This is a genomic window from Pseudolysinimonas sp. (genome assembly GCF_031389465.1).
GTDB lineage: Bacteria > Actinomycetota > Actinomycetes > Actinomycetales > Microbacteriaceae > Pseudolysinimonas_A.
Window position 1 is genome coordinate 1 of the sequence record NZ_JANMSQ010000244.1, and the last position, 25,088, is coordinate 25,088.

Genomic DNA, 25,088 nt, shown 5'->3' on the forward strand with positions numbered 1-25,088 from the left:
ACGACCGGGACGACCTCGCCCGGCGGGCCAACCACTGAGGGAGACACACAATGTCAGGCAAGAAGTTCGCAAATGCGCTCAAGCAGTTCGATCGTGACCAGTTCTATGGTCCGGTCGAAGCGGTTGGGCTCGTGAAGACGATGGCGTCGGCCAAGTTCGACGAGGGCATCGACGTGTCGATCCGCCTCGGCGTCGACCCCCGCAAGGCCGACCAGATGGTGCGCGGCACCGTCGCACTGCCCGCAGGCACCGGCAAGGACGTCCGTGTTGCGGTGTTCGCCACCGGCGAAGCCGCCGACGAGGCCCGCGCCGCCGGGGCCGACATCGTCGGCGCAGACGACCTGGCTGCAGCGGTCGAGAGCGGCAAGATGGACTTCGATCTCGTGATCGCCACTCCCGACATGATGCCCGTCGTCGGTCGCCTCGGTCGCGTGCTCGGCCCCCGTGGCCTCATGCCGAACCCGAAGACCGGCACGGTCACCCCGAACCCCGCGAAGGCTGTCGAGGAGATCAAGGGCGGCAAGATCGAGTTCCGCGTCGACAAGCACTCGAATGTGCACTTCGTGATCGGCAAGGCCGGCTTCTCTGCCGGCCAGCTCGGCGAGAACCTGCAGGCCGCGCTCGACGAGATCAACCGCGCCAAGCCCGGTTCCTCGAAGGGTCGCTACATCCAGAAGGGTTCGGTGTCGACGACGTTCGGCCCCGGCATCCCGCTCGACGTCAGCGTTCTCTAACGCTGAACGTTCGGATCAGACAGGCGAGCGCCGCGGATTCCGCGGCGCTCGCTGTCGTCGCGGCGGTGACGTTCCCGCTTGCCTGCCCGCCGCACACCACCGACGAGGCGAAAGCCGCGCACATCGCCGCACACCTCACGGGGGAGCGCTTCGACGCGTACCTCGCCGACCCCGCCCGCGACCTGTACCTCGCGGAGGTTGACCCTTCGACAGGCTCAGGACGGCGCGGTGAGGCGGTCGGCTACACGATGCTCGTGGCGGGAGACCCGACCGACCCCGACGTGGCGGCGGCTCTCACCACCTGGCCGACCGCCGAGCTGAGCAAGTGCTACGTCCTGCCCGGCCACCATGGTGCGGGAATCGCATCCGGTCTGATGGCGGCCACCCTCGAGGCCGCCCGCGGCCGAGGAGCCGCCGCCGTGTGGCTCGGCGTCAACGAAGAGAACGAGCGCGCCCAAGCGTTCTATCGCAAGCACGGCTTCGTCGTGGTCGGTCGCAAACGCTTCCTGGTCGGCAAGGCGTACGAAGACGATTTCGTGATGGAGCGGGTCTTCTAGCCGTCGGAGACTTTGAGCACGAGCTTGCCGCGGGTGTGGCCCGACTCGATCGCCCGGTGGGCGTCCGCGACGTTCTCGAGGTCGAACACCTGGTCGACGTACACCTTCACCGCACCCGACTCCAACAGCCGTGACACGATCGCGAGGGTCGAACCGTCGGGGGTGACGCGGAATCCGGTCGCCCGCACCCCGGCGGTCGCGGCGTCCTCGACCATCGTGGGCCACGATCCCGTGGGGGCGTTGACGATGACACCGCCCGGTCGCAACACCCGAAGCGACCTCGACCCGGTGTCGTCAGCGACGTTGCCGATGAGGTCGATGACGGCATCCACCGGGGCGAGCACCTCGTCGAACCGCACCGCGGAGTAGTCGAGCACCTCTGCGGCACCGAGTTCGCGCAGCCAGGACGCGTTGCGGGCCGACCCGGTCGCGATGACGTGCGCGCCGAAGTAGGCGGCGAACTGCACGGCGAAGTGGCCCACGCCGCCCGCGCCGGCGTGAATGAGCATCCGCTGACCTTCGTGCGCTTTCGCGGTCTCGACGACCATTCCCCACGCGGTGAGCGCGGCGAGCGGAACCCCGGCAGCTTCGACGTGTGACAGCGCCGACGGCTTGCGAATGACACTCAACGCGTTGACGGTGAGGTACTCGGCGTAGGCGCCCGACATCCTCGGCACCATCCCCATCCCGTACACCTCGGTGCCCGGTTGCAGGGGGTGAGCTTCGTAGGGTGCCTCTTCGACGATGCCGCTGAAGTCGTTTCCGAGCACGACCGGAAACGCAGTGATCCCGGGGAACGCACCCTTGCCGGCTCGAGTCTTCGCGTCGATCGGGTTGACCCCCGCCGCGACGACCCGCACGAGCAATTCGGCGTTGACGCGCACGGGACGTTCGACGTCGGTGAGCGCGAGCACCTCAGGTGCCCCGGCCTGCGTCATCGCCATGGCCCGCATCGTCGCCATTATCCGCTCCCCGTCTTCAGGTACCAGTAAACGGCGCGCATGAGTCGCCGGTGTTTCGCGGTTGTCTCGGCCTCGTGAAACTTGGGGCTCCGCTAACATCGAGCGGTGCTCGACCGTATCGTCGCCGGCGCGGGCACCGTGCTCGTGCTCGCCTCCCTCGCGATCATCTGGATCGCCCGCCTCGGAGTGCCGCGCGAGCTCTACGTGAGCGAGTTGGGAGCCGACGGCGAGCCGACCGCCGCATGGTTCGAGCGGGCTCTGTTGCTGCTGGTCGCGGGGGGTTTCGCGATCGCCTGGGTCGGCCGTCGCATCCGCTCCCAGGCGCCGGTGTTGCGTTGGTGGCGGCCGTCGGCGAGCCTCGCGGTCGCGAGCGCACTGTTCCTCGTCGCCTCGCAGGTGCCGTGCACGAGCGGCTGCCCCGTGCCGCAGTTCGGCCCGGGGCTCTCCTGGCAGGATTTAGGGCACGTCAGCGCTGCCGTGTTGGCGTTCGCCTTCGCGGCCTGGGCGATGCTGCAGTGTGCGTTCGCGGTGGGGCATCCCGCGATTCGCCGGTTCTCGTTCGTCGCCGCCCTCGCGGTTGCGGGGATCGCGGCAACCGGTGGGCTCATGTCGGTGTTCGACTTCTACGCCTGGTTCGGAAGCAGACTCGAGTTCGTCGCGACGACGCTCGGAGTCGCCTGGGTCGCGGTGTACGGGATCGCGCTGACGTTCGAGAGACGGTCAGCGTTCGCGGCGCATGGCACGCAAAAGGTCGTCGGCGAGCACGATGAGTCGGCCGATCTCGGCGTCGTCGCGATCGACCCACCGGCACTCGGGTTCGCTCGAAACGGGAACGAACTCTTCGTGTCGCTCCCAAACGACGAGCGTCCGCTCAGCACCTAGTACGTACTGCTGCCACCAGACCTGGCGCAGGTAGTTGCGGGGGATGCGGCGCCACGAGTGCGACGTCGTCTTGATCTCGCACAGCTCGACCCGACCGTCGACCTCGCGGAGTCCGTCGGGGGTGGCGAGGTGGTCGCGGTTACCGTCGGCGTGGAACAGCGCGCTCGATGACCGCATCCCGTAGACGCTGCCGGCCCACCGGCCGATCATCGGCTCGCGCAGTTTGCCGTGCTCGGTGTAGGCGTTGCCCCCGAACCGCGAGCCGAGCAGCTTCTCCATCGCGAGGGTCTTCACGGCCCGCTCGCTGGTCAGTCGGGCGACGTCGGTCGCGGTCACCCCGCGGGCCCGAGCCTTGAGCCAGCTGATTCGGTCGGTCTGATCGGCGACGATACGGTCGCGGTGCGACGTTCCCACACCAACGACCCGTGGGTTCTCGTCCCAGAGCGGGAGCGTCGGCTGCGCGATCGTCACCGGTCCAGTCTGCGGGACGGCGCAGACATCCCGTGCGGGGCGCGCGGTGTCGTTCCTCGCGCGGGCGACACCCTGACTGGGGCCGCGGTCACCCCCAAACGCGCGTCGCGTCACCCCGACCGTCGGCGTAGCGTCGTGAGCGGGGGGTAGAGATGGAACTCATTCCGACGCTGATCGTCGCGACACTCGGTGCGGTTTTCGCACTGGGCGCGCTGGTCGCGGGCACGGGACGAGCTCCGGGCGGTGCACACGCTGCCGAATCCGCGCTGGGAGCGCCTCAGGGTGATTCCTGGCGCGCCCCAAGGCAGTCCTCAGCCGATTCATAGGAAGGGCGGCAGACTGGGAAGCGTGATCACCACGACTCCCCCCGCTTCCCTGAAGCTCACTCGCCCCGACGGCTCGCCGGTGCGCGCCCTCGTCGTCGACGACGAAGCCCCCCTCGGCGACCTGCTGCGCATGGCGTTGCGCTACGAGGGCTGGGACGTACAGACCGCCGCGAATGGACAGGATGCCCTCGCGCTCGCCCGCACGTTCACTCCCGACGTGATCGTGCTCGACATCATGCTGCCCGACCTCGACGGGGTACAGGTGCTGCAGCGGTTGCGAGCGGCAGGCAGCGACGTGCCGGTGCTCTTCCTTACCGCGAAGGATGCCGTCGACGACCGCGTGACCGGGCTCACCGCCGGCGGCGACGACTACGTCACGAAGCCCTTCTCGCTCGACGAGGTCATCGCCCGGTTGCGCGGTCTGCTGCGACGCAGCGCTCGCATCGTGTCAGCGGCGACCGACCCCGAGATCCGGGTGGGCGACCTCGTGCTCAACGAGGAGACCTACGAGGTGCAGCGAGCCGGCGAGCCGGTCGCGCTCACCGCGACCGAATTCGAGCTGTTGCGCTACCTCATGCGCAACCCCCGCCGCGTGCTGAGCAAGGCGCAGATCCTCGACCGGGTATGGAGCTACGACTTCGGCGGCCGGTCGAGCATCGTCGAGATCTACATCTCCTACCTGCGGAAGAAGATCGACGAGGGCCGCGACGCGATGATCCACACCGTGCGCGGGGTCGGGTACACGATCAAGCCGCCCGCCACCGAGCCGACGGCGTGATGGCGGCTTCGGGCGGCTCGTGGTCGCTGCGCCGCCGACTCGTCGTCGGGATCGTCGGCTTGCTCGCGGTGGTCAGCATCGTCGTGGGCGTGTCCAGCGTCGTCGCACTGCGACAGACCCTGTTGGCCCGGCTCGACGAACAGGTACTGGATGCCGCCGGTCGCGCCGCGGGACCGGTCTTCGGCGGCCAACAGGGTGACGAGGGTGATCAGCCCGGCAACCGCATCGGCACCCTCCTCGTGCGAGTGCACGATGGGGTCGTGGTACGCGCCGAGTATGTCGCGGAGTCGGGGGAGACGAACGAACTCGATGACGCCCAGATCGCGCGGTTGCTGGCGCTGGACTGGGGAGTGCGACCGGTGACGGCCGATCTCGGTGAGCTGGGCGAGTTCCGGGTCGCCGCGCGCCAGTCACCCGGCCTCGACGACGATACGACCATCGCCGGATTGCCCACGGCGGAGGTCACCGCGACGACGACCAACCTCGCACTCATCTTCGCCCTCGTGACCTTGGCTGCCATCGTCGTCGCCGCCCTCGCGGGCACTCAGGTGGTGCGCGTCGCCCTGCGCCCGCTCGATCGGGTCACGGCGACCGCGCGTCGCGTCGCCGAACTGCCCCTTGCGCACGGTCAGGTCGCTCTCGCCGAGCGGGTGCCCGAATCCGACCCGCGCACCGAAGTCGGCCAAGTCGGCGCGGCGTTCAACCGCATGCTCGAGCACGTCGAGTCGTCACTGCGCTCGCGACAGGAAAGCGAAGAGAAGGTGCGGCAGTTCGTCGCCGACGCGAGCCACGAGTTGCGTACCCCGCTCGCGTCAATCAGGGGCTACTCGGAACTGACCCGACGCACCGGGCTCGAGCTGCCGGACGACATCGTCTACGCGCTTGCGCGCATCGAGTCTGAGTCGGTGCGGATGACGTCGCTCGTCGAGGAGCTGCTGTTGCTCGCTCGCCTCGATGCCGGGCAGGAACTTGTGCACGGCACCGTCGACCTCGTGCCGCTGCTGGCCGACGCGGTGTCGGACGCGCACGCCGCGTCGCCCGAACACGCGTGGCGGGTTGAAACCGGAGAAGTTCCGGTGGTCGTCGCGGGTGATGCCAACCGACTCCACCAGGTGGTCGGCAATCTGCTGGCGAATGCGCGCGTCCACACCCCCACCGGCACCGTGGTGACGGTGACTCTCGAGGAGGACGGCGATCACGCGGTGCTCACCGTCGCGGACGACGGCCCCGGCATCCCGATTGACCTGCAGCCCGTTCTGTTCGAACGGTTCGCGCGCGGCGACGGGTCGCGCTCTCGGGCGACCGGCAGCACGGGTCTCGGTCTCGCGATCGTCGCGGCCATCGTCGAGGCGCACCGCGGTTCGGTCGCTCTCGAGAGTCGTCCCGGTGACACCCGGTTCGTCGTGCGCCTCCCGCTTGCGCGCCCGGAGCGGTGAGAACATGGGTGGTCCCCGGTCCCCTCTCGAAAGCCGCCCTCGGATGACCCGTTTCCGCAGCGTGCTCGCCGCTACCTTTACCGCCTTGCTCGTCCTCGCCCCAGCTTCGCTCGCGCGATCGGAAGGCTCGGTGCCCGCGGAAGGATCCGTGCCGTCGGAGGTGGCCGCCTACGTCGCCGACGGCTCACTCGTCGCGCAATTGAACGATGTCTACGGCGTCAACGCCGAAGGCGACGGGATCGACTTCGACGACACCACGAAGCTCGGCGTGATCGAACGCGTTCACGTATGGAGCGATGAGCTGCGTGAGGGGGAGGAGACCGATCATCCGCTCGATCTGCTGAACGAGTGGGTCGTGCCGATCACGATCACCGACGTTCCGGTTGGCCTGGCGACGATCTGGATCAACCCCGCGACAGTGCGGCCGGAGCTCGCGTTGTTCCAGGCTGATCCCGATCTCGCGACCGCGCTCTCTGCCGTCGCCGACGGCTCCTCCCTCGTGCACGACGTCGAGAGCGCGGCCTGGCTGGCGCTCGCCGCCGACGGCACGCTCACCCCGCTCGTTCCCGGTACGACGGGACTCAGCACGCCGGTGCCGATTGACGACGTCGCGCTGTTGCCGGCGGCCGGCGGGCCTGCACCGGAGGGTGGCGACCCGGGCACGGGAGTCGGCTTCGCGGTCGCCGTCGTGCTGTTCTTGCTCGCCGTCATCGTGGTCGCGCTCGTGCTCCCCGGCCTTCGTGAGAAGAAGAAGTCGGATGCCGACGCCGAGCAGAATTCTGATGAGTCGGATGCGGAGGCCACGCCGGCCGCCGAACTCGAGGCCGCGTCCGTCGCCGAGATCGAGCCGGCCGCGGAGGTCGAACCAGAGCCGGAAGAGCCCGCGAAGAAGCCCGCCGTTCGAAAGAAGAAGGCGCCTCCGCCGGCGGAGTGATCGCCCGCTTGCTGTATCGGCAGCCGTCACGTATCATTCACGAGGCCGTAGACCGCCGGTTCTTCCTTCGGGAAGACGAAATTTCCGCAAGGAAAGCCTGCGCAGGTGTGTGAAGTGATCAGCCCAGTTCTGGGCCCGAAGCTCCGTGCGTCTGCGCCGGGGCTTTTTTGGTGGGCCTGCGGCCGTCACTCACAACACATAGAACGGAACGCCATGGCGAACAAGGAAGCCACTGTCGCCGAGCTCGCGGAGAACTTCCGCAGCTCGAACGCGATCGTGCTCACCGAGTACCGCGGGCTCACGGTCGCGCAGCTCAAAGAGCTTCGCGCGAACCTCCGTGACCACGCGAGCTATGCCGTGGTGAAGAACACGCTCACCAAGATCGCGGCGAACGAGGCTGGCATCAGCTCGTTCGACGACCAGCTCGCTGGTCCGTCCGCGATTGCGTTCGTGCACGGCGACACCGTCGCTGTCGCGAAGACACTGCGTGACTTCTCCAAGGCGAACCCTCTGCTGGTCGTCAAGGGGGGCTATTTCGATGGCGCCCCGCTGACGTCGGCCGAGGTGGGCAAGCTCGCCGATCTCGAAAGCCGGGAGGTGCTGCTGGCGAAGCTGGCTGGCGCCATGAAGGCCTCGCTGTTCGGAGCCGCCTACATGTTCAACGCACCGCTCGCGAAGGCCGTTCGTACGGTCGACGCGCTGCGCGCAAAGCAAGAAACCAACTAAGGAGTAAGAAATGGCCAAGCTCACGACTGACGACCTTCTCGAGGCGTTCAAGGACCTGACGCTCATCGAACTCAGCGAGTTCGTCAAGAAGTTCGAGGAGACCTTCGAGGTCACCGCGGCTGCCCCCGTCGCCGCCGCTGCCGCTCCGGCCGCCGGTGGAGCCGGTGGCGCTGCCGAGGTCGAGGAGGAGAAGGACTCGTTCGACGTCGTCCTCGAGTCCGCCGGCGACGGAAAGATCGCCGTCATCAAGGAGGTGCGCACCCTCACCAGCCTCGGGCTGGGCGAGGCGAAGGCCCTCGTCGACAGCGCCCCGAGCAACGTGCTCGAGGGTGTCAACAAGGACGCCGCCGAGAAGGCCAAGGCCGCTCTCGAGGGCGCTGGCGCCACGGTGACCCTCAAGTAGTTCGAAAAGAACTACTGCCGCGTCACCGCGTCACAACGCGAAAGGCGCCGCTCCGAAAGGGGCGGCGCCTTCAGCGTTAAATGCGGGGGGTGGGGCCTCCGGTAACCAGCCGTATAGCCCCACCCGTGTCGTACCGAGCGCCGGGATCAGGGACGGCGCTCGCATGCAACTGTCACATCAAAGCACTACCCCCAGAGCGACCGATCTGTCTACTCGGGTGAATCGCGGGTGACCGGACGCCCCAGTCCGAGGGACTTCGCCTTGCGGATGGCATCCGCGCGGGTCGTGACCCCGAGCTTGCGATACAGCCGACGCAGGTGGGTCTTGACCGTGTTGGGCGAAACGAACAGCGTCGTCGCGATGCTGGCGACTGTCGACCCGTTTTCGACTTCGGCGAGCACGAGCAGTTCGCGGTGGCTGAGCGGCTCGATGAGTCGGGCGTGGCCTTCGGTCGCCTCAGCAATCCGGTTGAGGATGCCGGTCGCTTCGGCATTGTGGCCCCGCGTGAGCGCCCGCGCGGCGAGACCTGCGAGCGTTCCGGGTGGGATGAGACGCAGCGGCGCTCGAGATCCGCTACACGCCATGGCGATGAGAGCGCGATCGAACATGACGTCGGAGAGCTGGTGATTCGCACGCTCGAACTCGATCGCAGCACGGAGCATCCGCACATCGACCATGGTGCGCTGCGAGTGGTCGGCGGCGATCTGTTCGCAGCCGTCGAGCGCTTCGGCGGCGCCGCGCAGGTCGCCGTGACGAAGACGCAGCTGGGCGACGACCCGTGCGGGGCACAGGATGTGGTGCTCGTACGCGGGAAGATCGCGCAGGATCGCCCAAGCCTCTTCACCCTGGTCGAGGTGCATCAACAGCGAGGCGCGCATGAGCTCCGCCACCGACAGCCCGAGCCCGGCCGGTGACCAGGTGCGGTAGCCGTGGCGCGCGCGTTGGAGACACTCGAGTCCCTCGGCGAGCCTGCGACCGGCAAGCCGCTGGTAACCGGCGGCGGTGTGTGCGAAGGGCTCCCAGTCGGTGTGCTTCGCGGCCTCGAGTAGCTCACTCTCGATCCCGGCGGCATCGTCGAGGTCGTGACGGTCGATGGCGATGAGGGTCTGCGCGAGGATCGCCGGGGCGACAAAGCCGGTCTGCGCGAGAGTGGTTCCGGCGGCGAGGGCTCGGGCTTCGGCGCTGTGGCGGGATGCCGCGTCGATTCCGGCTTGCACGTACTCGACGATCGCGAGCCCGCCAAGTCCCTCGATGCGTTCCGCGAGCGTGAGGTGTTCGGTGGCGAGCCCGTTCGCGTACTCGAGTTGGCTCCGGGCGTCGTCCAGGTTGCCCAGATGGATGTTGAGCAGCCCGCTCTCGAGCATGCAGCGCGCGCCCAGCTCAACCTGCACGGAGAGGGAGAGGACGCTGCCGGGACCGTCGAGATCCCGGGCGCGCTGCACAAAGCCCTGCGCGGAGGTGAGGCGCCCCAGCGTGCGCAGTGCCGCTGCACGCCCCAACCAGACGGCGACCCGATCCGGGTCGGCGGCAGGGCCTGCGGCAGCGAATCCCGCCTCGGCCGCGCGGAAGTAGCCGATCGCCGACGAGCCCCGCGGCGACCCGGCGGCGCGGTAACTCGCCCCCATCGCACTCGCGATTTCGGCATCGGCGTGCCATGCCGACTCGGGCAGGTCGGCGATCAGGGCACGGAACTTCGCCCCGTGCTCGACCGCGACAGCGCGGGCGACCGGTCGCACGGCCGCCACTGCAGCGCCGGCGTCGCCCGCGGCGAGCGCGGCGTCCACGGTTCGTCGCAGATCCTCTATTGCGTGATGCGGCACTGGTCTCCTGCAGATGCGCCGGTGCGGCGTGGTGAGGCCGGCGACGCGATAGGACGTGATCCTCGATAGCAGCGGCGGGGACCCGTCGGGATAGCTCCCAGTGCTGGAACCGACGGACGTTGCAGTCGGTTAGAGGCTACTTGCGGTGCCGCAAATCTGTCCACCATACTGAGGACTACTCCTGAACGTCCCCCGTTTGGGCGCCCCCCGAAAATTATCCGACGCGTCCCCCAGCGTTGCCTGAACGAGACCCGCAGCTCGTGACGTCGACCGCGTCGGCTTGATCCGAACGTGAGACCCCCATGTCCTCCGTCCCGCTGCGTGCGCGCTCTCCCTACTTCTCCTTTAACACCGAAACGGGGTCGCGGCGTCCGCGCTGGTACGCGGCCGTGGCCGGGCTAGTCGCCCTGCTCCTCGTTGCTGCGGGTGTCTTCGTCGGGGTGAGCGCCGCGATGGCCCACACCCCCAAGGTGACGGTTGACTGTTACGGCGTCACGGTCGAACTCAAGTGGTACGACGGCCGCGGCGACAACAGCGTCAAGGTCGTCTATGGCGACCAGGTGTTCGAGGTCGCCGACTTCGGCACCGACCTGCCGAAGACCACGTTTGCGTTCACCAACCCGGCCCAGGCGAACGCCTGGAGCGTCACAGTCGTCGCCCATGACGACGACGGCGACAACGGTTGGAACGTCAACCAGAGCGGCACAAGCACGCCCTGCGATGCGCCCGACATCAACCTCACGGCGACGGAGTGCAACACGATCGGCGGCACGACGACGCTGACCGCCACCTTTAGCAAGCTGCTTGCCGGGCAGACCTACACCGCCCAGCTCTTCAAGAACGACGTCGCCGAGGGGGCGGCCTTCACACCGTCCACGAACGTTCCCACGGTGTGGCCGAACATGGTGGCCGGGATCACCTATCGGGTGACCGTCACCAGCGATCAGCACGCCGGTCTGACGAAGACGGTGTCGACCACGGTCGTCGGCTGCCCGCAGAACTCCCTGCTCGTTGTCACGGTCAAGGAATGCACCTCACCCACGAACGCGAACGCCGGCGTCGAGGTCACCGCCTCCCAGCTGGTGCCGCAGCGCAGCTACTCGGCCGTCGTGTGGCAGAACGGCGTCGCGATCACCGGTGACATTCCGGTCAACCCGGGCGCCAACACGTCGGTGGTCTTCACGATTCCGGTGCCACCATCGACAAGCGGCATGACGGTGGTGCTTACCGACACTGGGTCAGGCACGACGGTCACGAGCACCGACTTCTCGACCAAGGCGTGCCCGAGCGATCCGACCAAGCCGACTGTCGGTTCCGAGGTCTGCACCGAGGTCGACGGCGCCCTTGAGATCACGGTGACCCTCAGCGGCCTCACGTCGACGCGCGTCTACCTGGTGCAGATCGACGGGGTGCAGGTCGACGAGATCGTCGCGGGTGGCACGAGCCACGGCAGCCTGAGCTACCCGGTCACGGCGGGAATCCACACCGTGACCGTGATCGACAAGGCCGTGCCGTCGATCACGAAGACGTCCGACCCGATTGACGTGAAGGACTGCCCGACGCAGCCGCAGATCTCGTTCACGGTCACCGAGTGCTTGGAGGCGGGCGGCAAGGGTGATATCACCGCTACGTTCGCCGGACTCGGCGTTGGCCGCGAGTACTCCGTCACGATCACCGAGAGCGGCAACGCCGTTCCCGGCTATGGAACGCCGGTCATCGTGACGTTGGCAACGGCGTCACTGACTTACGAGAACCTCGCGCCCGACACGACCTACACGGTGACGATCATCGACACCCTCGCGACCAACGTGAAAGATGCCGAGTCGGTCACGCTCGAGCAGTGCCCGATGACGCCCGACCTCAAGCTCACACTCGAGTGCCTCTTCCTCGAGGGCGATTCGCTGATCTCGGCGACGATCAATGACCTCGAGCCCGGCGAGGAGTACGAGGTGACCATCGAGGACGACGCCCCCGTGGAAAGCTCGAGTGTGACGGGCGGCGCAACCCCGACGACCGTGGTGTTCCAGGTGCCGAACAACCTGGATTACACGGTCACCGTCACGAAGGTGTCGAACCCGCTGGTCACGAATGCCGCGCACATCTTCGCCGCGATCTGTGACCTGCCGACGCTGGATCTTCCTCCGGAACTGCCCGAGCTGCCGACGCTCGCCCTGACCGGTGCGGGTGACACGACGATGCCGATGCTCGGCGCTCTCGGTCTTGTGCAGTTCGGAGTCGCCCTGCTCGCGCTCGCCGCAATGCTGCAGTTCACTCCGACGCGCCGCCGGGCATGACCCGAACGTGACGGTCCCCCGGTGCGCAGGGAGCCCGTGACGTAGGCTTCCCCGGTGAATATGGCGAACCGCGCGATGACGCCTCCGGGAGGTCACCGGGTCGGCGGCAGGGATGCCGAGGCTCAACGCGAACTCAACGCGCAGGCGCCCCGCATCCCCGATCTCATCCAGCGAATCGGCGACCTGTTCCGGCCGCACCGTCGGGCGCTGATCGTCACGATCGTGCTCGTACTGGTCGGCGCCGCCCTCAGTGTGCTGCCCCCGCTGCTCACGCAGCAGGCCTTCGACCGCGGGCTGTTCCCGCCCGAGGGAAGCCCCAACGTGCCCGTACTTCTTGAACTCGTCGGGCTCATGCTGCTTGCCTGGTTCGCGTCGGCCGGGCTCGGCGTCGGGCAGACCTACCTCACGGCGCGCATCGGCAACAACGTCATGGGTGCGCTCCGGGTGCGGCTCTTTTCGCACCTCCAAGCCATGGAGCTCGGGTTCTTCACCCGCACCAAGACGGGCATCATCCAGTCGCGGCTGCAGAACGATGTCGGTGGCGTCGCGGGCGTGCTGAGTAACACGGTGCAGAGCGTCGTCGGCAACACCGTCACCGTCATCGCTGCCCTCGTCGCCATGCTGCTGCTCTCCTGGCAGATGACGATCGTCGCAGTCGTGCTGCTGCCCATCCTGGTGTTCGTGCAGCGGCGCGTCGGCCAGGCCCGAGCACGCATCGCGACGAAAACGCAGGAGTCGCTGTCCGACATGACGGCGATCACGCAGGAGACCTTGAGCGTCTCGGGCGTCCTGCTCGCCAAGGCCTTCAACCGGCAAGACACCGAAGTCGAGCGCTACCAGGACGAGAACGGTCGGCAGATCAAACTGCAGATCCAGCTCGCGATGACCGGCCAGTGGTTCTTCGCGATCGTGAACGTCGTGCTTTCGGTGATCCCCGCGGTCATCTACCTCGTCGCCGCGTGGTTGATCCTCGAGGATGTCCCGGTCACCGCTGGCACGATCGTCGCGTTTACGACGGTGCAGGCCCGGCTCATGTGGCCGCTGATGGGCTTGTTGCGGGTGGCTCTCGACCTGCAGACGTCGCAGGCGCTGTTCGCGCGCATCTTCGAGTACCTGGACCTGGTCCCGGCGATCAAGGATGCCGACGATGCGAAGCCGGTCGACCCCCGTCGGCTCGGGGAGGTCGCCTTCGAGGATGTCGTGTTCCGGTATCCCGATCAGAACGACGACGCGTCGACGACACTCACGGGCATCTCGTTCGAGCTCGAGCCGGGCACCTACGCCGCGTTCGTCGGACCGTCCGGTGCCGGCAAGACGACGGTGTCGTATCTGTTGCCGCGCCTCCATGAGGTGACCGAGGGGCGGGTGGTCTTCGCGGGCGAGGATGTGCGCCAACTCACTCACGCGTCGCTGATCGACTCGATCGGCATCGTGAGCCAAGAGACCTACCTGTTCCACGCGACGATCGCCGAAAACCTGCGGTATGCGAAGCCGGAGGCGACGGATGCCGAGCTCGAGGCGGCGGCGCGCGCGGCCAACATCCACGACACGATCGCGTCGTTCCCCGACGGCTACGACACCGTTGTCGGGGAGCGCGGCTACCGGCTCTCGGGCGGCGAGAAGCAACGGGTCGCGATCGCTCGGGTCCTGCTCAAGGATCCGGCGGTGCTGATCCTCGACGAGGCGACCAGCTCGCTCGACACCGTCTCGGAACGCATCGTGCAGGGAGCCCTCGACGACGCCTCCAAGGGCCGCACGACGCTGGCGATCGCGCACCGGCTCTCGACGGTCGTCGCCGCCGACGTGATCTTCGTCGTCGAGGCCGGCCGCATCGTGGAGCGCGGCACGCACGCCGAGCTGCTCGCTGCCGGGGGCGTCTACGCGCGCCTGTTCGCCGAACAGCTCGCCGACGCGATGGATGCTGGGCTCACGCCGCCGGAGGAAGCGCCGCTAGTAGATCCTGCAGCACCACGATCTCGGCCTGCTGGGCGCGCCGGATCCCGGTCGCGAGACTGACCACCTGCGGCACGTCGGTGCGCGCGAGCACGGCATCCGCCATCTCGAGCCCGCCCTCGTGATGCGGGATCATCAGCTCGAGGAAGAGCCGTACCGCGTCGTCGCCGGTAGCCGCCCGTAGTGCGTCGAGCTGGGCGGCCGTCGCGAGCCCCGGCATCCCGTCTGGTGCGTCAGGATCCATCTGGTGACCGCTGTCCGATCCGTCGCGTGCGGGCAGCTCGGTCCACGCCATCGCCGGTTGCGACGCGAGTTGCGGGAGGCTCCAGGCGTCGAGCAAACCGTACATCGCCCCCGACTGGCTCGCCTGGGTGACCGCGATGTCGTAGGCGATCGTTCGCACTGTCTCGTCGTCGGTACGGTCGCGCACGAGCAGCGCCATCTCGACGGCCTGGGCGTGGTGCACCTGCATGTCGCGCAGGAACCCGGCGGCCGCGCTGTCAGTCGTCGGGCTCGGCGCAACGCCAGCGGTGACCCGACCGAGCACGAACGCTCCGACGACCAGGAACACCGCCACCAGAACGAACGCGACGACGCGCCCGCGGGTCACGAAACCTTGCCGGGCCCGTCGAGTGCACCGGTGCAGGGGGCGTTCGGCTCAGGGGAGTCGGGCGAGCGCCAAAAGTCGGTGAGGAAGTCGGTCACGGCAGCGTCGTCGACGTCGGTGAACCGCATCTGCGCGCCCCAGGCCGAGATCGCCATCGCTTCACCGAGGCCGTCGTAGGGTGAGATGACGGTGTAGGTGTCGGGCGCGAGCTCGACCAGAGCCGCGATCTCGGCGTCGGTGGTCGAAGCCGGGTCGTAGGCGATCCACACCGCTCCGTGCTCGAGCGTGTGCACGACGTTCTCGCTCTGCTGCTCTTCGTCGTAGACGCCGCAGTTGAGCCACGCCGGGTTGTGGGCGCCACCGACCGGCGGTGACTGGTCATAGCTGACCCGATTCTCGGTGTGGGTGGCTTCGAGATCAGGGTAGAGCTGCAGTCGATCCGCGTAATCGCCGCTCACCAGTTCCTCATCGACCTGTTGCGGGGTGGCGTTCAGCACGAGCACCGTCGTCACCGTTCCGGCGACGAGCACGAGCGCTGCAACCGCCGCCACGATTCCGAGGATGCGATTGCGCTTGCGAGCCGCCTCTTGCTTTTTGAACGCCGCGAGCTGGGCGGCGCGCTTGTCGGCGCGCTGCTCCTTGATGGTCGGCTGTGCGGGACGATTTGGGGGCGTGGCCATGCGCGCTCCTGTGTGTAGTGGACCTGTCCCCCTCATCATCCCCGATGGAGCCGGGGGTGCGCTGAACGTGGCACCCGCTAAAGTAGGGCAACTCTTTCTCAGAGCGCGTACTCATGCCCCCAGGAGGCTTGCGGTGACGGTCGATGACGCTCCCGGCGACCATGTCGCCGCGCGGGTGCGCCGCCGCCATTCGCTGAGCATCAAGTCGCTGTTGCTGCTCATGCTGCTGCTCGTGAGCGTCGGGTCGAATGTGGTGGTCGGCGTCATCGGCTACATCAATGGCACCGAGTCGCTCACCAACGCGGCGGAGGCCCGGCTCACCGAGGTGCGTGACTCACGTGCCCGCGAGATCCTCAACCTCTTCGATTCGATCGAGGCGTCGCTGCTGTTGGCAAGCCGGGACAGCGCTGTCGTGGATGCTGAGCTCGCCTTCTCGAGCGCGGTCGCCGAGCTCGACACTGCCGCGATCGCGGACGACGCTGTCACTGCCGCCGGCGGCGTGTCCGAGGCGGTGCTCACGCCGGAGCAAGAGGCCGAACTCGTTGCGTTCTTCACCGACGACTTCGGCCCGCGACTCAACGAGGCCAGCGGCGAGGAGGTCGACGCGTCGAGCTTCATCCCGGCCTCGGCGTCGGCGCGTTACCTGCTGTACCACTACACCGTGAAGGGCGGCGACGACGCCTCGGCGGTCGACGACGCGGGCGACGGCAGCACGTGGTCGGCGGCGCACGCCGCACACCACGACTACCTCCGCCGCCTCGCCCGTCTCTCGGAGTATCCGGGGCTTGTTCTCATCTCGCTGTCGGGGCAGGTGGTCTATTCCGTCAACAAAGACGTCGACCTCGGCGCCGACCTCGTGGATGGGCCCCACAGCTACTCCAACCTCGCTCTCGCCTTTCAGCAGGCGATGTCGGGTAACCGCCTCGACTCGGTGACGTTCGCCGACTTCGAACCGTACGCGCCAGCACTTGACGCGCCCACTGGCTGGGCCGTCGCCCCGCTCGCGAGTGACGATGCGATCGTCGGAGCGATCGGCGTGCGGCTGCCCTCTGAGCGGATCGACGCCATCATGACGGGCGGCGGCGACTGGCAGAACAGCGGGCTCGGTGTCACGGGAGAGGCCTATCTCGTCGGGCGTGATGGCACGATGCGGTCGCTCTCGCGCGACTTGGCCCAGGACCCGGAGGCGTACCTCGCCGCCGCGACGGCTGTCGGACTGCCGATCGGCGAAGCTGAGCGTGCCGTCGAGACCGGACAGACGCTGCTCATCCAACGCGTCGACACCAAGGCCGCGGAGCTCGCTCTGGACGGCAGGTCGGGGATCGAGACGTCGGCCAACTACCTTGGCGATCAATCGATCGCGGCCTACGCACCCGTCAAGCCGGCGGGGCTCGAATGGGCGATCATCGCCGAGATCGACGCCAGCGAAGCCCTCGCTCCCGTGGCCGACTTCACCAGTCGGCTCGCCATCTCGTCCGCGATCCTGGTCGGCATCGTGTCGCTCATCTCTGTGTTCATCGCCGGCTTCGCGGTGCGGCCGCTGTATCGCCTCCGGGATGCCGCCCGCCGCATCGCCGCCGGGGAGACCGGCGTACAGGTGGAGGCGGGCGAGAGCGACGAACTCGCCGATGTCGCGGCGGCGTTCAACGAGATGAGTCGCAGCCTCGAACTGAAGAACGCACTGCTCGAGGAGCAGCGCGTCGAGAACGAGAGGCTGCTGCGCACCCTCATGCCCGAGGCGGTTGCCAAGCGTTACCGCGAAGGTGCGCGCACGATCGTGCAGGACCACCAAGAAGTGACGGTGCTCTTTGCCGACGTCGTGGGGTTCGAAGAGTACGGCCGCGGCATCGACTCCGAGAAGTCGCTCGACCTGCTCAACGAGATCTTCCGGGCGTTCGACGACGCCGCCGAGGAGCACGGGGTGGAGCGGGTGCGCAGCACGCGGGCCGGCTACCTCGCCAGCTGTGGGCTCAGCGTGCCGCGCGTCGACAACGCCCGGCGGGCCGTCGCGTTCTCGCTCGACATCGCCCGCATCGTCGAGCGCTTCGGCGCCCAGCAAGGCGCCGACATCCACGTGCGCGTCGGCATGGACACCGGCACCGTCACGAGCGGCCTCATCGGGCGCACGTCGATGGTCTACGACCTGTGGGGCGACGCCGTGAGTCTCGCGTTCCGGCTCCAGGGCGGAGCGACCGAGTCGGGTGTCTTCCTCACTCAACGGGTGGTGGACAAGATCCCCGATGTACTGCCGTACACCGATGCCGGAGTTGTCGAGACCGCGTCCGGCTGGCAGCGGGTGTGGCGCGTCGACCCTGCCGCGACCGAGCTCTGACCTGATGATCGAGATCCTCGCCGATATCGCCGCCGAGCCGTGGTTCTGGCCGACCGTCTCGGTCATCGTCGGCCTCCCGATCGCGTTGCTCGTGCTCGGCGAGTGGCACACCGCCATGGTGCGTCGGGGTTCACCCGGTGCGCGAATCGTGTTGCTCATGCGGAACGTGCTCGCGCCGCTCGGGGCGCTCATCATCCTGTTCACCCAGATCCCCGAGGCGGCGGGGAACGCGGAGTTCACCTGGCCCAAAGTCGCGGCAACGGCGTTCGGCTTCGTGGTGATCCTGGTACTGCTCAACGGGCTCAACCTCGCCGTCTTCGTCACCGCGAAGGAGGGCACCTGGCGCAACCGCATCCCGTCGATCTTCGTCGACATCGCCCGCGTGTTGCTCATTGCGATCTGTCTCGCGGTGTTGTTCGGCTGGATCTGGCAGGCAGATATCGGGGGCTTCTTCACCGCGCTCGGCATCGGGTCGATCGTCATCGGCCTCGCGCTCCAGAACGCTGTCGGCTCGGTGCTCTCCGGGCTCTTCCTGCTGTTCGAGCAGCCGTTCGAGATCGGCGACTTCATCCTCACGCCTGACGGCAAGGGCCGGGTCATCGCGGTCAACTGGCGCGCGACGCACCTCGACACCTCCAACGGCATTCTCGTCATCCCGAACTCGACACTGTCGGGTGCTTCGTTCCGGAATCTCTCCCGGGCGACCTCGCCGTACGAGGCATCCGACATCGTGCGCTTCGCCACCGACGACCCCCCGCAGTTGGTGATGGACGTGATGATCGATGTCGCGTTGGGGCTGCCCGAGCGGCATCCCGATGAGACGCCCTATGCGATCCCGCTCGCGAAGTCGAAGTACGAGATCAACTTCGCTCTCACCTCGCCGGCGCGGCAATACATGTCGGTCGGGCTGTTTCGCAAACGACTCTGGTACGCCGCCCGACGGGCCGGACTGCACCTCGACCGTGACCTCACCGACAACTTCGCGACGCCGCAACGCACCCGGGAGCACCTCGCCAGACTCGCCCCACGCTTCTACCTGACCGTCCCCGAGGCTGTCGCGCTCGCCGATCAGGGCGCGCGCCTTCAGCAGTACGGTGAGGGCGAGGTCGTGCAACGGGCCGGGGCAGTGCCCGATGGCGTGCGGGTGATCATCAGCGGCAACGTCGAGTTGAGCGTGCCAGCCTCGAGGGGTGCGATGCTGCGAGTCAGCCAGCTCGGCCGCGACGACGTGCTGGGGGTCACCGCCCTGACCCGTCAGGTCGCCGGCGCCGAAGTCGTCGCACTCGTCGACCTCGCGGTGCTGTTCATCCCGCTGCCGGTGATCGACGCTCTCGTGCGTACGCATCCCGACCTGGCGCGCGACATGGGTCAGGCGATCGACGCTCGCCTCAAGCTCGTCGCCCAGGCCCTCATCGACGCCGGCGAGCTGCCTCCGGCATCTCTCCCGGTGGCCTGAGTTTCCGACAGCCGAAGGCCGGGACGGGTGTCGGCGCTGGGGACGCACGGGGGTCCGAACGGGCCCCCGTCACATGCTCCACCGCGCCGTAGGATCGGGGAATGAAGTACGCGGAAACGGTGCTCGACCTCGTCGGGAACACGCCGCTCGTCAAGCTCAACAAGGTGACGGACGGCATCCAGGCGACGATGCTCGCGAAAATCGAGTACCTCAACCCTGGCGGGTCGAGCAAAGACCGGATCGCGGCCCGCATCATCGACGCAGCCGAGCGTGAGGGCAAGCTGAATCCGGGCGGCACGATCGTCGAGCCGACGTCGGGCAACACCGGCATCGGCCTCGCGCTCGTCGCACAGCAGCGCGGCTACCGCTGCGTCTTCGTGTTGCCCGACAAGGTCGGCGAAGACAAGCGGAACGTGCTGCTGGCCTACGGCGCTGAAATCGTGGTGACGCCGACGAGCGTCGCGCCCGACAGCCCTGACTCGTATTACTCGGTGTCCGACCGGTTGGTGAAGGAGATCCCGGGGGCATTCAAGCCCGATCAGTACTCCAACATCAACGGCCCGCTCTCGCACTACGAGACAACGGGTCCCGAGATCTGGCGCGACACCGATGGCAAGGTCACCCACTACGTGGCCGGTGTCGGTACCGGCGGCACCATCTCGGGTGCGGGCAAGTACCTCAAGGAGCAGAACCCCGACATCAAGGTAATCGGCGCCGACCCGGAAGGTTCGGTGTATTCCGGCGGCACCGGGCGCCCGTATCTCGTCGAAGGCGTCGGCGAAGACTTCTGGCCGACCGCCTACGACCCGAGCGTCGTCGACGAGATCATCGCGTCGAGTGACGCCGAGTCGTTCGAGATCACCCGCCGCCTCGCGCGCGAGGAAGGGTTGCTGGTCGGTGGTTCGTCGGGCCTCGCGGTCTCCGCGGCGCTCAAGGCCGCACGCGACCTGCCCGCCGACGCGGTCGTTGTCGTGTTGCTGCCCGACGGCGGGCGCGGCTACCACGGCAAAGTGTTCAACGGCAAATGGATGCGCTCCTACGGCTTCCACCCGGCCGAGTCGGGCGCGACGGTCGCCGACGTCGTCGGCGCGAAAGAGGGCGACCTGCCGGAGCTCATCCACGTGCATCCGAGCGACACCGTGCGCCACACGATCGACAAGATGCGTCGCTACGACATCTCGCAGATGCCGGTGCTCACCGCGGAGCCGCCGGTAGTGATGGGCGAGGTGATGGGGTCGATCGACGAGAAGGCGCTCGTGGATGCCATCTTCTCGGGCCGCGCGCAGCTCACCGACGCGCTCGAAGACTTCGTCTCGCCGCCGCTGAAGCTGATCGGCGTCAACGAGTCGCTCGACGTGGCGCGGGAAACCCTGGCAACGGTCGACGCGTTGCTCGTGGTGGACGACGGCAAACCCGCCGGGGTGCTGACCCGCCACGACCTGCTCACCTTCCTCGGCTCCTAGGACACCCGCACCCATGAACGTTTCCGACCACGGTTTCTCGACGCGCGCGATTCGCGCGGGTCAGGACTTCGACCCGACGACCGGGTCGGTCATCCCGCCCGTCTACTTCACGACGACGTTCGTGCAGGACGGCATCGGCGGATTCCGAAACGGCTACGAGTACGCCCGTGGCGGCAACCCGACCCGCACGGCGCTCGAAACGCTCCTGGCGAGTCTTGAAGGCGGCGATCGGGCGTTCAGCTTCGCGTCGGGCCTCGCCGCCGAAGACACCCTGCTGCGGGCGATTCTCGCCCCGAACGCGCACGTATTGATGGGCAACGACGTCTACGGCGGCACCCACCGTCTGGTGAGCCGGGTGTTCGTGCCGTGGGGCGCATCCATCTCCACCGTCGACATGAGCGACCTGGATGCCGTGCGCGCGGCGATCCGGCCCGACGCCACGAAGGTCGTCTGGGTCGAGACCCCGAGTAACCCGCTGATGAAGATCACCGACATCGCCGCGGTGGCTGCGATCGCCCACGAGTTCGGCGCTGTGGTCGTCGTCGACAACACCTTCGCGACCCCGTATCTGCAACAGCCGCTCGCGCTGGGCGCCGACGTGGTCGTGCATTCCACGACGAAGTACCTCGGCGGTCACAGCGACGTGCTCGGCGGAGCGGTCATCCTCCGCGACGACACCCAGGTCGATGGCGAGAGCCTCGCCGATAAGGTCGCCTTCCTGCAGTTCGGGGTCGGCGCCGTCTCGGGGCCGATGGATGCCTGGCTCACCATCCGCGGCATCAAGACGCTTGCGGTGCGCATGGACCGGCATTCGTCGAACGCCGCCACGATCGCTGAGAAGCTCGTCGGGCATCCGAAGCTCACCGCCGTCTACTACCCGGGCCTGCCCGACCACCCCGGACACCACCTCGCCGCCGCGCAGATGAGCGCATTCGGCGGGATGATCTCGGTGCAGCTCGCGGACGGAGCAACCGCCCGCCGCTTCGCAGAATCCACGCGGCTGTTCCAGTTGGCGGAGTCGCTCGGCGGTGTCGAGTCGCTCGGCTGCTACCCCACCGAGATGACCCACGCGTCGGTGCGCGGCACCGAGCTCGAGGTGCCCGATTCGGTCGTGCGTCTGTCGGTCGGCATCGAGGATGTCGACGATCTGACCGCCGACCTCCTCACGGCGCTCGACGCGCTGTGACGCGATGACCGCGATTCCGAAGGACTTCCTGATCGGCGCGGCGACCGCGGCCTACCAGATCGAGGGGGCTGCTCATGAGGACGGCCGTGGCCCCTCGATCTGGGACACCTTCAGCCACACCCCCGGCCGCACCTGGAACGGCGAGAACGGCGACGTCGCCGCCGACCATTACTACCGCCTGGATGCCGACCTCGACCTGATGCAGTCGCTCGGATTGGAGGCGTACCGGTTCTCGATCTCCTGGCCACGGGTGCAGCCGGGCGCGCGTGGCGACCTCAACCCGAAGGGCGTCGCGTTCTACTCGCGCCTCGTCGACGGGCTGCTCGCGCGCGGCGTCCGCCCGGTGGCGACGCTCTATCACTGGGACCTGCCGCAGGAGCTCGAGGATGCCGGCGGCTGGCCCGCGCGCGACACGGCGGAACGTTTCGCCGAGTACGCGGCCCGCATCGTCGAGGTGCTCGGCGACCGGGTGGCGATGTGGACGACGCTCAACGAACCGTGGTGCTCGGCCTTCCTCGGCTACGGGTCTGGCGTGCACGCACCGGGTCGCCGGAACGGCGCCGCCGCGCTCGCCGCGATGCACCACCTCAACCTCGCGCATGGGCTCGCCGTGCCCGAGATCCGTCGGGCTGCCCGCAACGCCCCCGAAGTGTCGGCGACGCTGAACTTCCACGTGCCGCGGCCGGGATCCGACGATGCCGAGGAGGCGGTGCGGCGCATCGACGCGCTCGCCAATCGCGCGTTCACCGAACCCATCCTGCGCGGGGCTTACCCCGACGACCTGTTGCTCGACACGGCGGGGATCACCGACTGGGCGTTCGTGCGCGACGGCGATCTGGTGAAGATCGCGGCCCCCATCGACGTGCTCGGCGTCAACTACTACTCGACCGTCACCGTGACCGAGTGGAACGGCCGCTCGCCGCGCGTCGGCAATGACGGCCACGGTGCTGCTGTCGGCTCGCCGTGGCCGGGCAGCGAGCACGTCGAGTTCCTGCCGCAGGCCGGCCCGCTCACCGACATGGGCTGGAACATCGCCCCGGATGCCCTCGAAGAGCTGCTGCTGCGCCTCACGAAGGACTACCCCGGCACCCCGCTGTTGATCACCGAGAACGGAGCCGCCTTCCCCGACGAACTCGTCGACGGGCGGGTGCGCGATGTGGCGCGGCAGGACTACATCGAGCGGCACCTGGCCGCGGCGATCCGCGCACGGGAGGCAGGGGCCGACGTGCGGGGGTACCTGGTCTGGTCGTTGATGGACAACTTCGAGTGGGGTTACGGGTACTCGAAACGCTTCGGCATCGTGCGGGTCGACTACGAGACCCAGGAGCGCATCGTGAAGGACTCCGGAAAGCGCTACGCCGAGATCATCCGGGAACGACAAGTCTCTTCGCTGGTTGAGTAGGCCGCGCAGCGGGCGTGTTGAAACCACTCCCACGCGTTGGCCGAAACTCGCGCGCGCATGTCAGTGGCTGACCGCCAGACTGGACAGGTGAGTCACGAGGGCAGGATCGGGCTGCCGTCGGCATCAGCTCTCTATATCGCCGCGGTGCTCGGCACCGGAATCCTCGTGCTTCCCGGTCTTGCCGCCGATGTCGCCGGGCCGGCGTCGATCCTGGCGGTTGCGATTGTCTTCGTGATCTCGATCCCGCTCGCCGGCACCTTCGCGGCACTCGCGGCGCGCTTCCCCGACGCCGGCGGCGTGGCGACGTTCGTGCGGCTCGCGCTTGGCGCGACAGCGGCGCGGATGACCGGCTACTGGTTCTTCTTCGGCTGCGGGTTCGGCGCTCCGGTGGTCGCGACCCTCGGTGGCGAATACCTCGCGGCCGTCGTGGGCCTGCCCCGCGAGTGGATCGGCGTCGTCGGTGCGGGCTTCCTGCTCGTCGCAATCGGTCTCGCCTGGATAGGCCTGCGGGTCAGCAGCGGCGTGCAACTGGGTCTGAGTGCACTGCTCGTCGTCGTCGTGGTGACCGTGGTCGCGAGCGCGGTGCCGGTCGCTCAGCCAGCCAATCTCCAGCCGTTCCTGCCGCACGGCTGGGTCGGGGTGGGCCTCGCGATCAGTCTCTTCGTCTGGGCGTTCGCGGGCTGGGAGGCGATCACCCACTGGGCGGGCGAGTTCAAGAATCCGCGCCGCACGCTCCCGCTTGCGACTGCGATCGCGGTCATCGTGGTCGGCATCGCCTATCTCGCGCTCCAGGTCGCGACGGTGATGGTGTCGGGCGCTGAGGGCGGCAGCAGCCTGGTGCCGCTCATCGACCTCGTCGCTGTCACGTTGCCCGGGATCGGGCCGGCCGTCGTCGCGGGGATCGCCGTCATCGTCGTGCTCGGAGTGCTCAACGTCTACGTGCCGGCCTTCGGAAACCTCGCGGCGTCGCTCGGTCGTGACGGGGATCTGCCGCGCTGGTTCGCTCCCGGCGCCGCCGGAGGCGAGGTGCCGCGGCGAGGGTTGCTGCTCACGGCTGTCACGTGCCTCGGTTACACGGCCATTCGATTCGCCCTCGATCTCGATCTCGAGGTGTTCGTCCTCATCCATACCTCATCGATGGTCGCCGTCTACCTGCTCGGGATGATCGCCGCCGTGCGCCTGCTCGATCGCTTCAGCGTCGGGTGGTGGATGGCGGTCGTCTCCGTCGCCCTCGTCGGTGCGCTGGTTGTGCTCGCCGGGGCCAACCTGCTCATCCCCGCCATCCTCGCCGTCGTCGCCCTCGTCGTCGGGTTCGTCCAGACCAAGGAGAGATCGCATGCCTGACCCTCGACCCACGGAGCACCGCGCCCGCTTCGATGCCCGGATCACGTTCGCCAACGGCGGCAGTCTCACGGCCGAGGGGTTTCGCCTCGACCTCCCCATCGGCGACGAGACACCCGAGCAGATCGGCGAGCTGTTCGTGCGCCACCTCGGCCTGGCGATGGTCGGGTCGGTGCAGCTCGATGCGCTCGAGGTCGTCGAGGAACGGCATAAGGGCTCGCGCGGGATCGAGAAATCGGCCGCGGAAGCGCCGAAACGGATCGTCGATCTCAGCCACCGCATCCACGCCGGACTCGTGACCTACCCGGGCCTTCCTGCGCCCGAGATCACCTCGTTCCTGACCCG

Annotated in this window: 20 protein-coding genes and 2 pseudogenes; 17 read left to right on the forward strand and 5 right to left on the reverse strand. The window is 68.0% G+C overall.

Features of this window, described 5'->3' with window-relative positions:
- Positions 1 to 50 precede the first annotated feature (50 nt).
- Both rplA and RMO30_RS09660 read left to right on the forward strand, forming a co-directional pair.
- The gene (gene rplA / locus RMO30_RS09655; protein ID WP_309712574.1) at positions 51 to 734 is read left to right on the forward strand and encodes a 50S ribosomal protein L1; all 684 of its coding nucleotides are present in this window, start codon (positions 51 to 53) and stop codon (positions 732 to 734) included.
- A gap of 65 nt (positions 735 to 799) precedes the next feature.
- Positions 800 to 1,291, forward strand: coding sequence for an N-acetyltransferase (locus RMO30_RS09660; protein WP_309712577.1), 492 nt, complete (start codon positions 800 to 802; stop codon positions 1,289 to 1,291).
- Here the strand turns inward: RMO30_RS09660 and RMO30_RS09665 are convergent.
- Positions 1,288 to 2,253 (reverse strand): NADP-dependent oxidoreductase, encoded by a 966-nt coding sequence (locus RMO30_RS09665; RefSeq protein WP_397427919.1) that lies wholly within the window; start codon positions 2,251 to 2,253, stop codon positions 1,288 to 1,290. The two genes, RMO30_RS09660 and RMO30_RS09665, sit on opposite strands and share 4 nt — an antisense overlap.
- Positions 2,254 to 2,391: 138 nt before the next feature.
- Here RMO30_RS09665 and RMO30_RS09670 point away from each other — a divergent pair.
- Positions 2,392 to 2,940 (forward strand): annotated as a pseudogene (locus RMO30_RS09670) (DUF998 domain-containing protein); the annotation flags it as partial.
- Between the two features lie 33 nt (positions 2,941 to 2,973).
- Here the strand turns inward: RMO30_RS09670 and RMO30_RS09675 are convergent.
- On the reverse strand, positions 2,974 to 3,549 hold the full coding sequence (locus RMO30_RS09675) for a YqaJ viral recombinase family protein (RefSeq protein ID WP_397427920.1): 576 nt from the start codon (positions 3,547 to 3,549) through the stop codon (positions 2,974 to 2,976).
- A 408-nt stretch (positions 3,550 to 3,957) separates the two neighbouring features.
- Between RMO30_RS09675 and RMO30_RS09680 the strand changes: the two genes are divergently transcribed.
- From RMO30_RS09680 to rplL, 5 genes are all read left to right on the forward strand, one after another.
- A complete protein-coding gene (locus RMO30_RS09680; RefSeq protein ID WP_397427921.1) occupies positions 3,958 to 4,710 on the forward strand; it encodes a response regulator transcription factor in 753 nt (250 codons plus the stop codon).
- A complete protein-coding gene (locus RMO30_RS09685) occupies positions 4,710 to 6,146 on the forward strand; it encodes a HAMP domain-containing sensor histidine kinase (protein WP_309712584.1) in 1,437 nt (478 codons plus the stop codon). The genes RMO30_RS09680 and RMO30_RS09685 overlap by 1 nt, the downstream gene beginning before the upstream one ends.
- A gap of 43 nt (positions 6,147 to 6,189) precedes the next feature.
- Positions 6,190 to 7,080, forward strand: a complete 891-nt coding sequence (locus RMO30_RS09690; protein WP_309712586.1) for a hypothetical protein — start codon at positions 6,190 to 6,192, stop codon at positions 7,078 to 7,080.
- A 213-nt stretch (positions 7,081 to 7,293) separates the two neighbouring features.
- A complete protein-coding gene (gene rplJ, locus RMO30_RS09695) occupies positions 7,294 to 7,806 on the forward strand; it encodes a 50S ribosomal protein L10 (protein WP_309712588.1) in 513 nt (170 codons plus the stop codon).
- Positions 7,807 to 7,816: 10 nt separating this feature from the next.
- Complete coding sequence (gene rplL / locus RMO30_RS09700) at positions 7,817 to 8,209, forward strand: 50S ribosomal protein L7/L12 (protein ID WP_309712590.1); 393 nt, start codon at positions 7,817 to 7,819, stop codon at positions 8,207 to 8,209.
- Between the two features lie 209 nt (positions 8,210 to 8,418).
- Here the strand turns inward: rplL and RMO30_RS09705 are convergent, their stop codons facing one another.
- Complete coding sequence (locus RMO30_RS09705; protein WP_309712592.1) at positions 8,419 to 9,993, reverse strand: helix-turn-helix transcriptional regulator; 1,575 nt, start codon at positions 9,991 to 9,993, stop codon at positions 8,419 to 8,421.
- A 338-nt stretch (positions 9,994 to 10,331) separates the two neighbouring features.
- Between RMO30_RS09705 and RMO30_RS09710 the strand changes: the two genes are divergently transcribed.
- Both RMO30_RS09710 and RMO30_RS09715 read left to right on the forward strand, forming a co-directional pair.
- Entirely contained in the window at positions 10,332 to 12,323 is a 1,992-nt protein-coding gene (locus RMO30_RS09710; protein ID WP_309712595.1) for a hypothetical protein, read from the forward strand.
- A 60-nt stretch (positions 12,324 to 12,383) separates the two neighbouring features.
- A complete protein-coding gene (locus RMO30_RS09715) occupies positions 12,384 to 14,339 on the forward strand; it encodes an ABC transporter ATP-binding protein (protein WP_309712625.1) in 1,956 nt (651 codons plus the stop codon).
- Here the strand turns inward: RMO30_RS09715 and RMO30_RS09720 are convergent.
- A complete protein-coding gene (locus RMO30_RS09720) occupies positions 14,251 to 14,886 on the reverse strand; it encodes a DUF305 domain-containing protein (protein WP_309712598.1) in 636 nt (211 codons plus the stop codon). The genes RMO30_RS09715 and RMO30_RS09720 overlap by 89 nt on opposite strands.
- Entirely contained in the window at positions 14,883 to 15,563 is a 681-nt protein-coding gene (locus RMO30_RS09725; RefSeq protein ID WP_309712600.1) for a DUF3105 domain-containing protein, read from the reverse strand. Before RMO30_RS09725 ends, RMO30_RS09720 begins: the two co-directional genes overlap by 4 nt.
- A gap of 133 nt (positions 15,564 to 15,696) precedes the next feature.
- On the opposite strand from RMO30_RS09725, the gene RMO30_RS09730 reads away from it, so the two are divergent.
- The 7 genes and pseudogenes from RMO30_RS09730 to RMO30_RS09760 form a co-directional block, all read left to right on the forward strand.
- Complete coding sequence (locus tag RMO30_RS09730) at positions 15,697 to 17,895, forward strand: adenylate/guanylate cyclase domain-containing protein (RefSeq protein WP_309712603.1); 2,199 nt, start codon at positions 15,697 to 15,699, stop codon at positions 17,893 to 17,895.
- A 4-nt stretch (positions 17,896 to 17,899) separates the two neighbouring features.
- Complete coding sequence (locus tag RMO30_RS09735; RefSeq protein WP_309712606.1) at positions 17,900 to 19,351, forward strand: mechanosensitive ion channel domain-containing protein; 1,452 nt, start codon at positions 17,900 to 17,902, stop codon at positions 19,349 to 19,351.
- Positions 19,352 to 19,452: 101 nt separating this feature from the next.
- A complete protein-coding gene (locus tag RMO30_RS09740; protein WP_309712609.1) occupies positions 19,453 to 20,814 on the forward strand; it encodes a cystathionine beta-synthase in 1,362 nt (453 codons plus the stop codon).
- 13 nt (positions 20,815 to 20,827) lie between these two features.
- Complete coding sequence (locus tag RMO30_RS09745) at positions 20,828 to 22,000, forward strand: cystathionine gamma-synthase (protein ID WP_309712612.1); 1,173 nt, start codon at positions 20,828 to 20,830, stop codon at positions 21,998 to 22,000.
- 4 nt (positions 22,001 to 22,004) lie between these two features.
- Entirely contained in the window at positions 22,005 to 23,402 is a 1,398-nt protein-coding gene (locus RMO30_RS09750; RefSeq protein WP_309712616.1) for a GH1 family beta-glucosidase, read from the forward strand.
- Positions 23,403 to 23,489: 87 nt separating this feature from the next.
- A complete protein-coding gene (locus tag RMO30_RS09755; protein WP_309712619.1) occupies positions 23,490 to 24,746 on the forward strand; it encodes an amino acid permease in 1,257 nt (418 codons plus the stop codon).
- Positions 24,739 to 25,088, forward strand: a pseudogene (locus RMO30_RS09760) (cyclase family protein); the annotation flags it as partial. The gene RMO30_RS09755 and the pseudogene RMO30_RS09760, both read left to right, overlap by 8 nt.

What these genes read in the sequence shown, in the direction of transcription:
- RMO30_RS09750 (WP_309712616.1), top strand. Translation starts at nt 22,005, where the DNA reads ATGACCGCGATTCCGAAGGACTTCCTGATCGGCGCGGCGACCGCGGCC.
- RMO30_RS09665 (WP_397427919.1), bottom strand. Translation starts at nt 2,253, where the DNA reads ATGGCGACGATGCGGGCCATGGCGATGACGCAGGCCGGGGCACCTGAG.
- RMO30_RS09745 (WP_309712612.1), top strand. Translation starts at nt 20,828, where the DNA reads ATGAACGTTTCCGACCACGGTTTCTCGACGCGCGCGATTCGCGCGGGT.
- RMO30_RS09735 (WP_309712606.1), top strand. Translation starts at nt 17,900, where the DNA reads ATGATCGAGATCCTCGCCGATATCGCCGCCGAGCCGTGGTTCTGGCCG.
- RMO30_RS09710 (WP_309712595.1), top strand. Translation starts at nt 10,332, where the DNA reads ATGTCCTCCGTCCCGCTGCGTGCGCGCTCTCCCTACTTCTCCTTTAAC.
- rplJ (WP_309712588.1), top strand. Translation starts at nt 7,294, where the DNA reads ATGGCGAACAAGGAAGCCACTGTCGCCGAGCTCGCGGAGAACTTCCGC.
- RMO30_RS09740 (WP_309712609.1), top strand. Translation starts at nt 19,453, where the DNA reads ATGAAGTACGCGGAAACGGTGCTCGACCTCGTCGGGAACACGCCGCTC.
- rplA (WP_309712574.1), top strand. Translation starts at nt 51, where the DNA reads ATGTCAGGCAAGAAGTTCGCAAATGCGCTCAAGCAGTTCGATCGTGAC.
- RMO30_RS09725 (WP_309712600.1), bottom strand. Translation starts at nt 15,563, where the DNA reads ATGGCCACGCCCCCAAATCGTCCCGCACAGCCGACCATCAAGGAGCAG.
- RMO30_RS09690 (WP_309712586.1), top strand. Translation starts at nt 6,190, where the DNA reads ATGACCCGTTTCCGCAGCGTGCTCGCCGCTACCTTTACCGCCTTGCTC.
- RMO30_RS09685 (WP_309712584.1), top strand. Translation starts at nt 4,710, where the DNA reads ATGGCGGCTTCGGGCGGCTCGTGGTCGCTGCGCCGCCGACTCGTCGTC.
- RMO30_RS09715 (WP_309712625.1), top strand. Translation starts at nt 12,384, where the DNA reads ATGGCGAACCGCGCGATGACGCCTCCGGGAGGTCACCGGGTCGGCGGC.
- rplL (WP_309712590.1), top strand. Translation starts at nt 7,817, where the DNA reads ATGGCCAAGCTCACGACTGACGACCTTCTCGAGGCGTTCAAGGACCTG.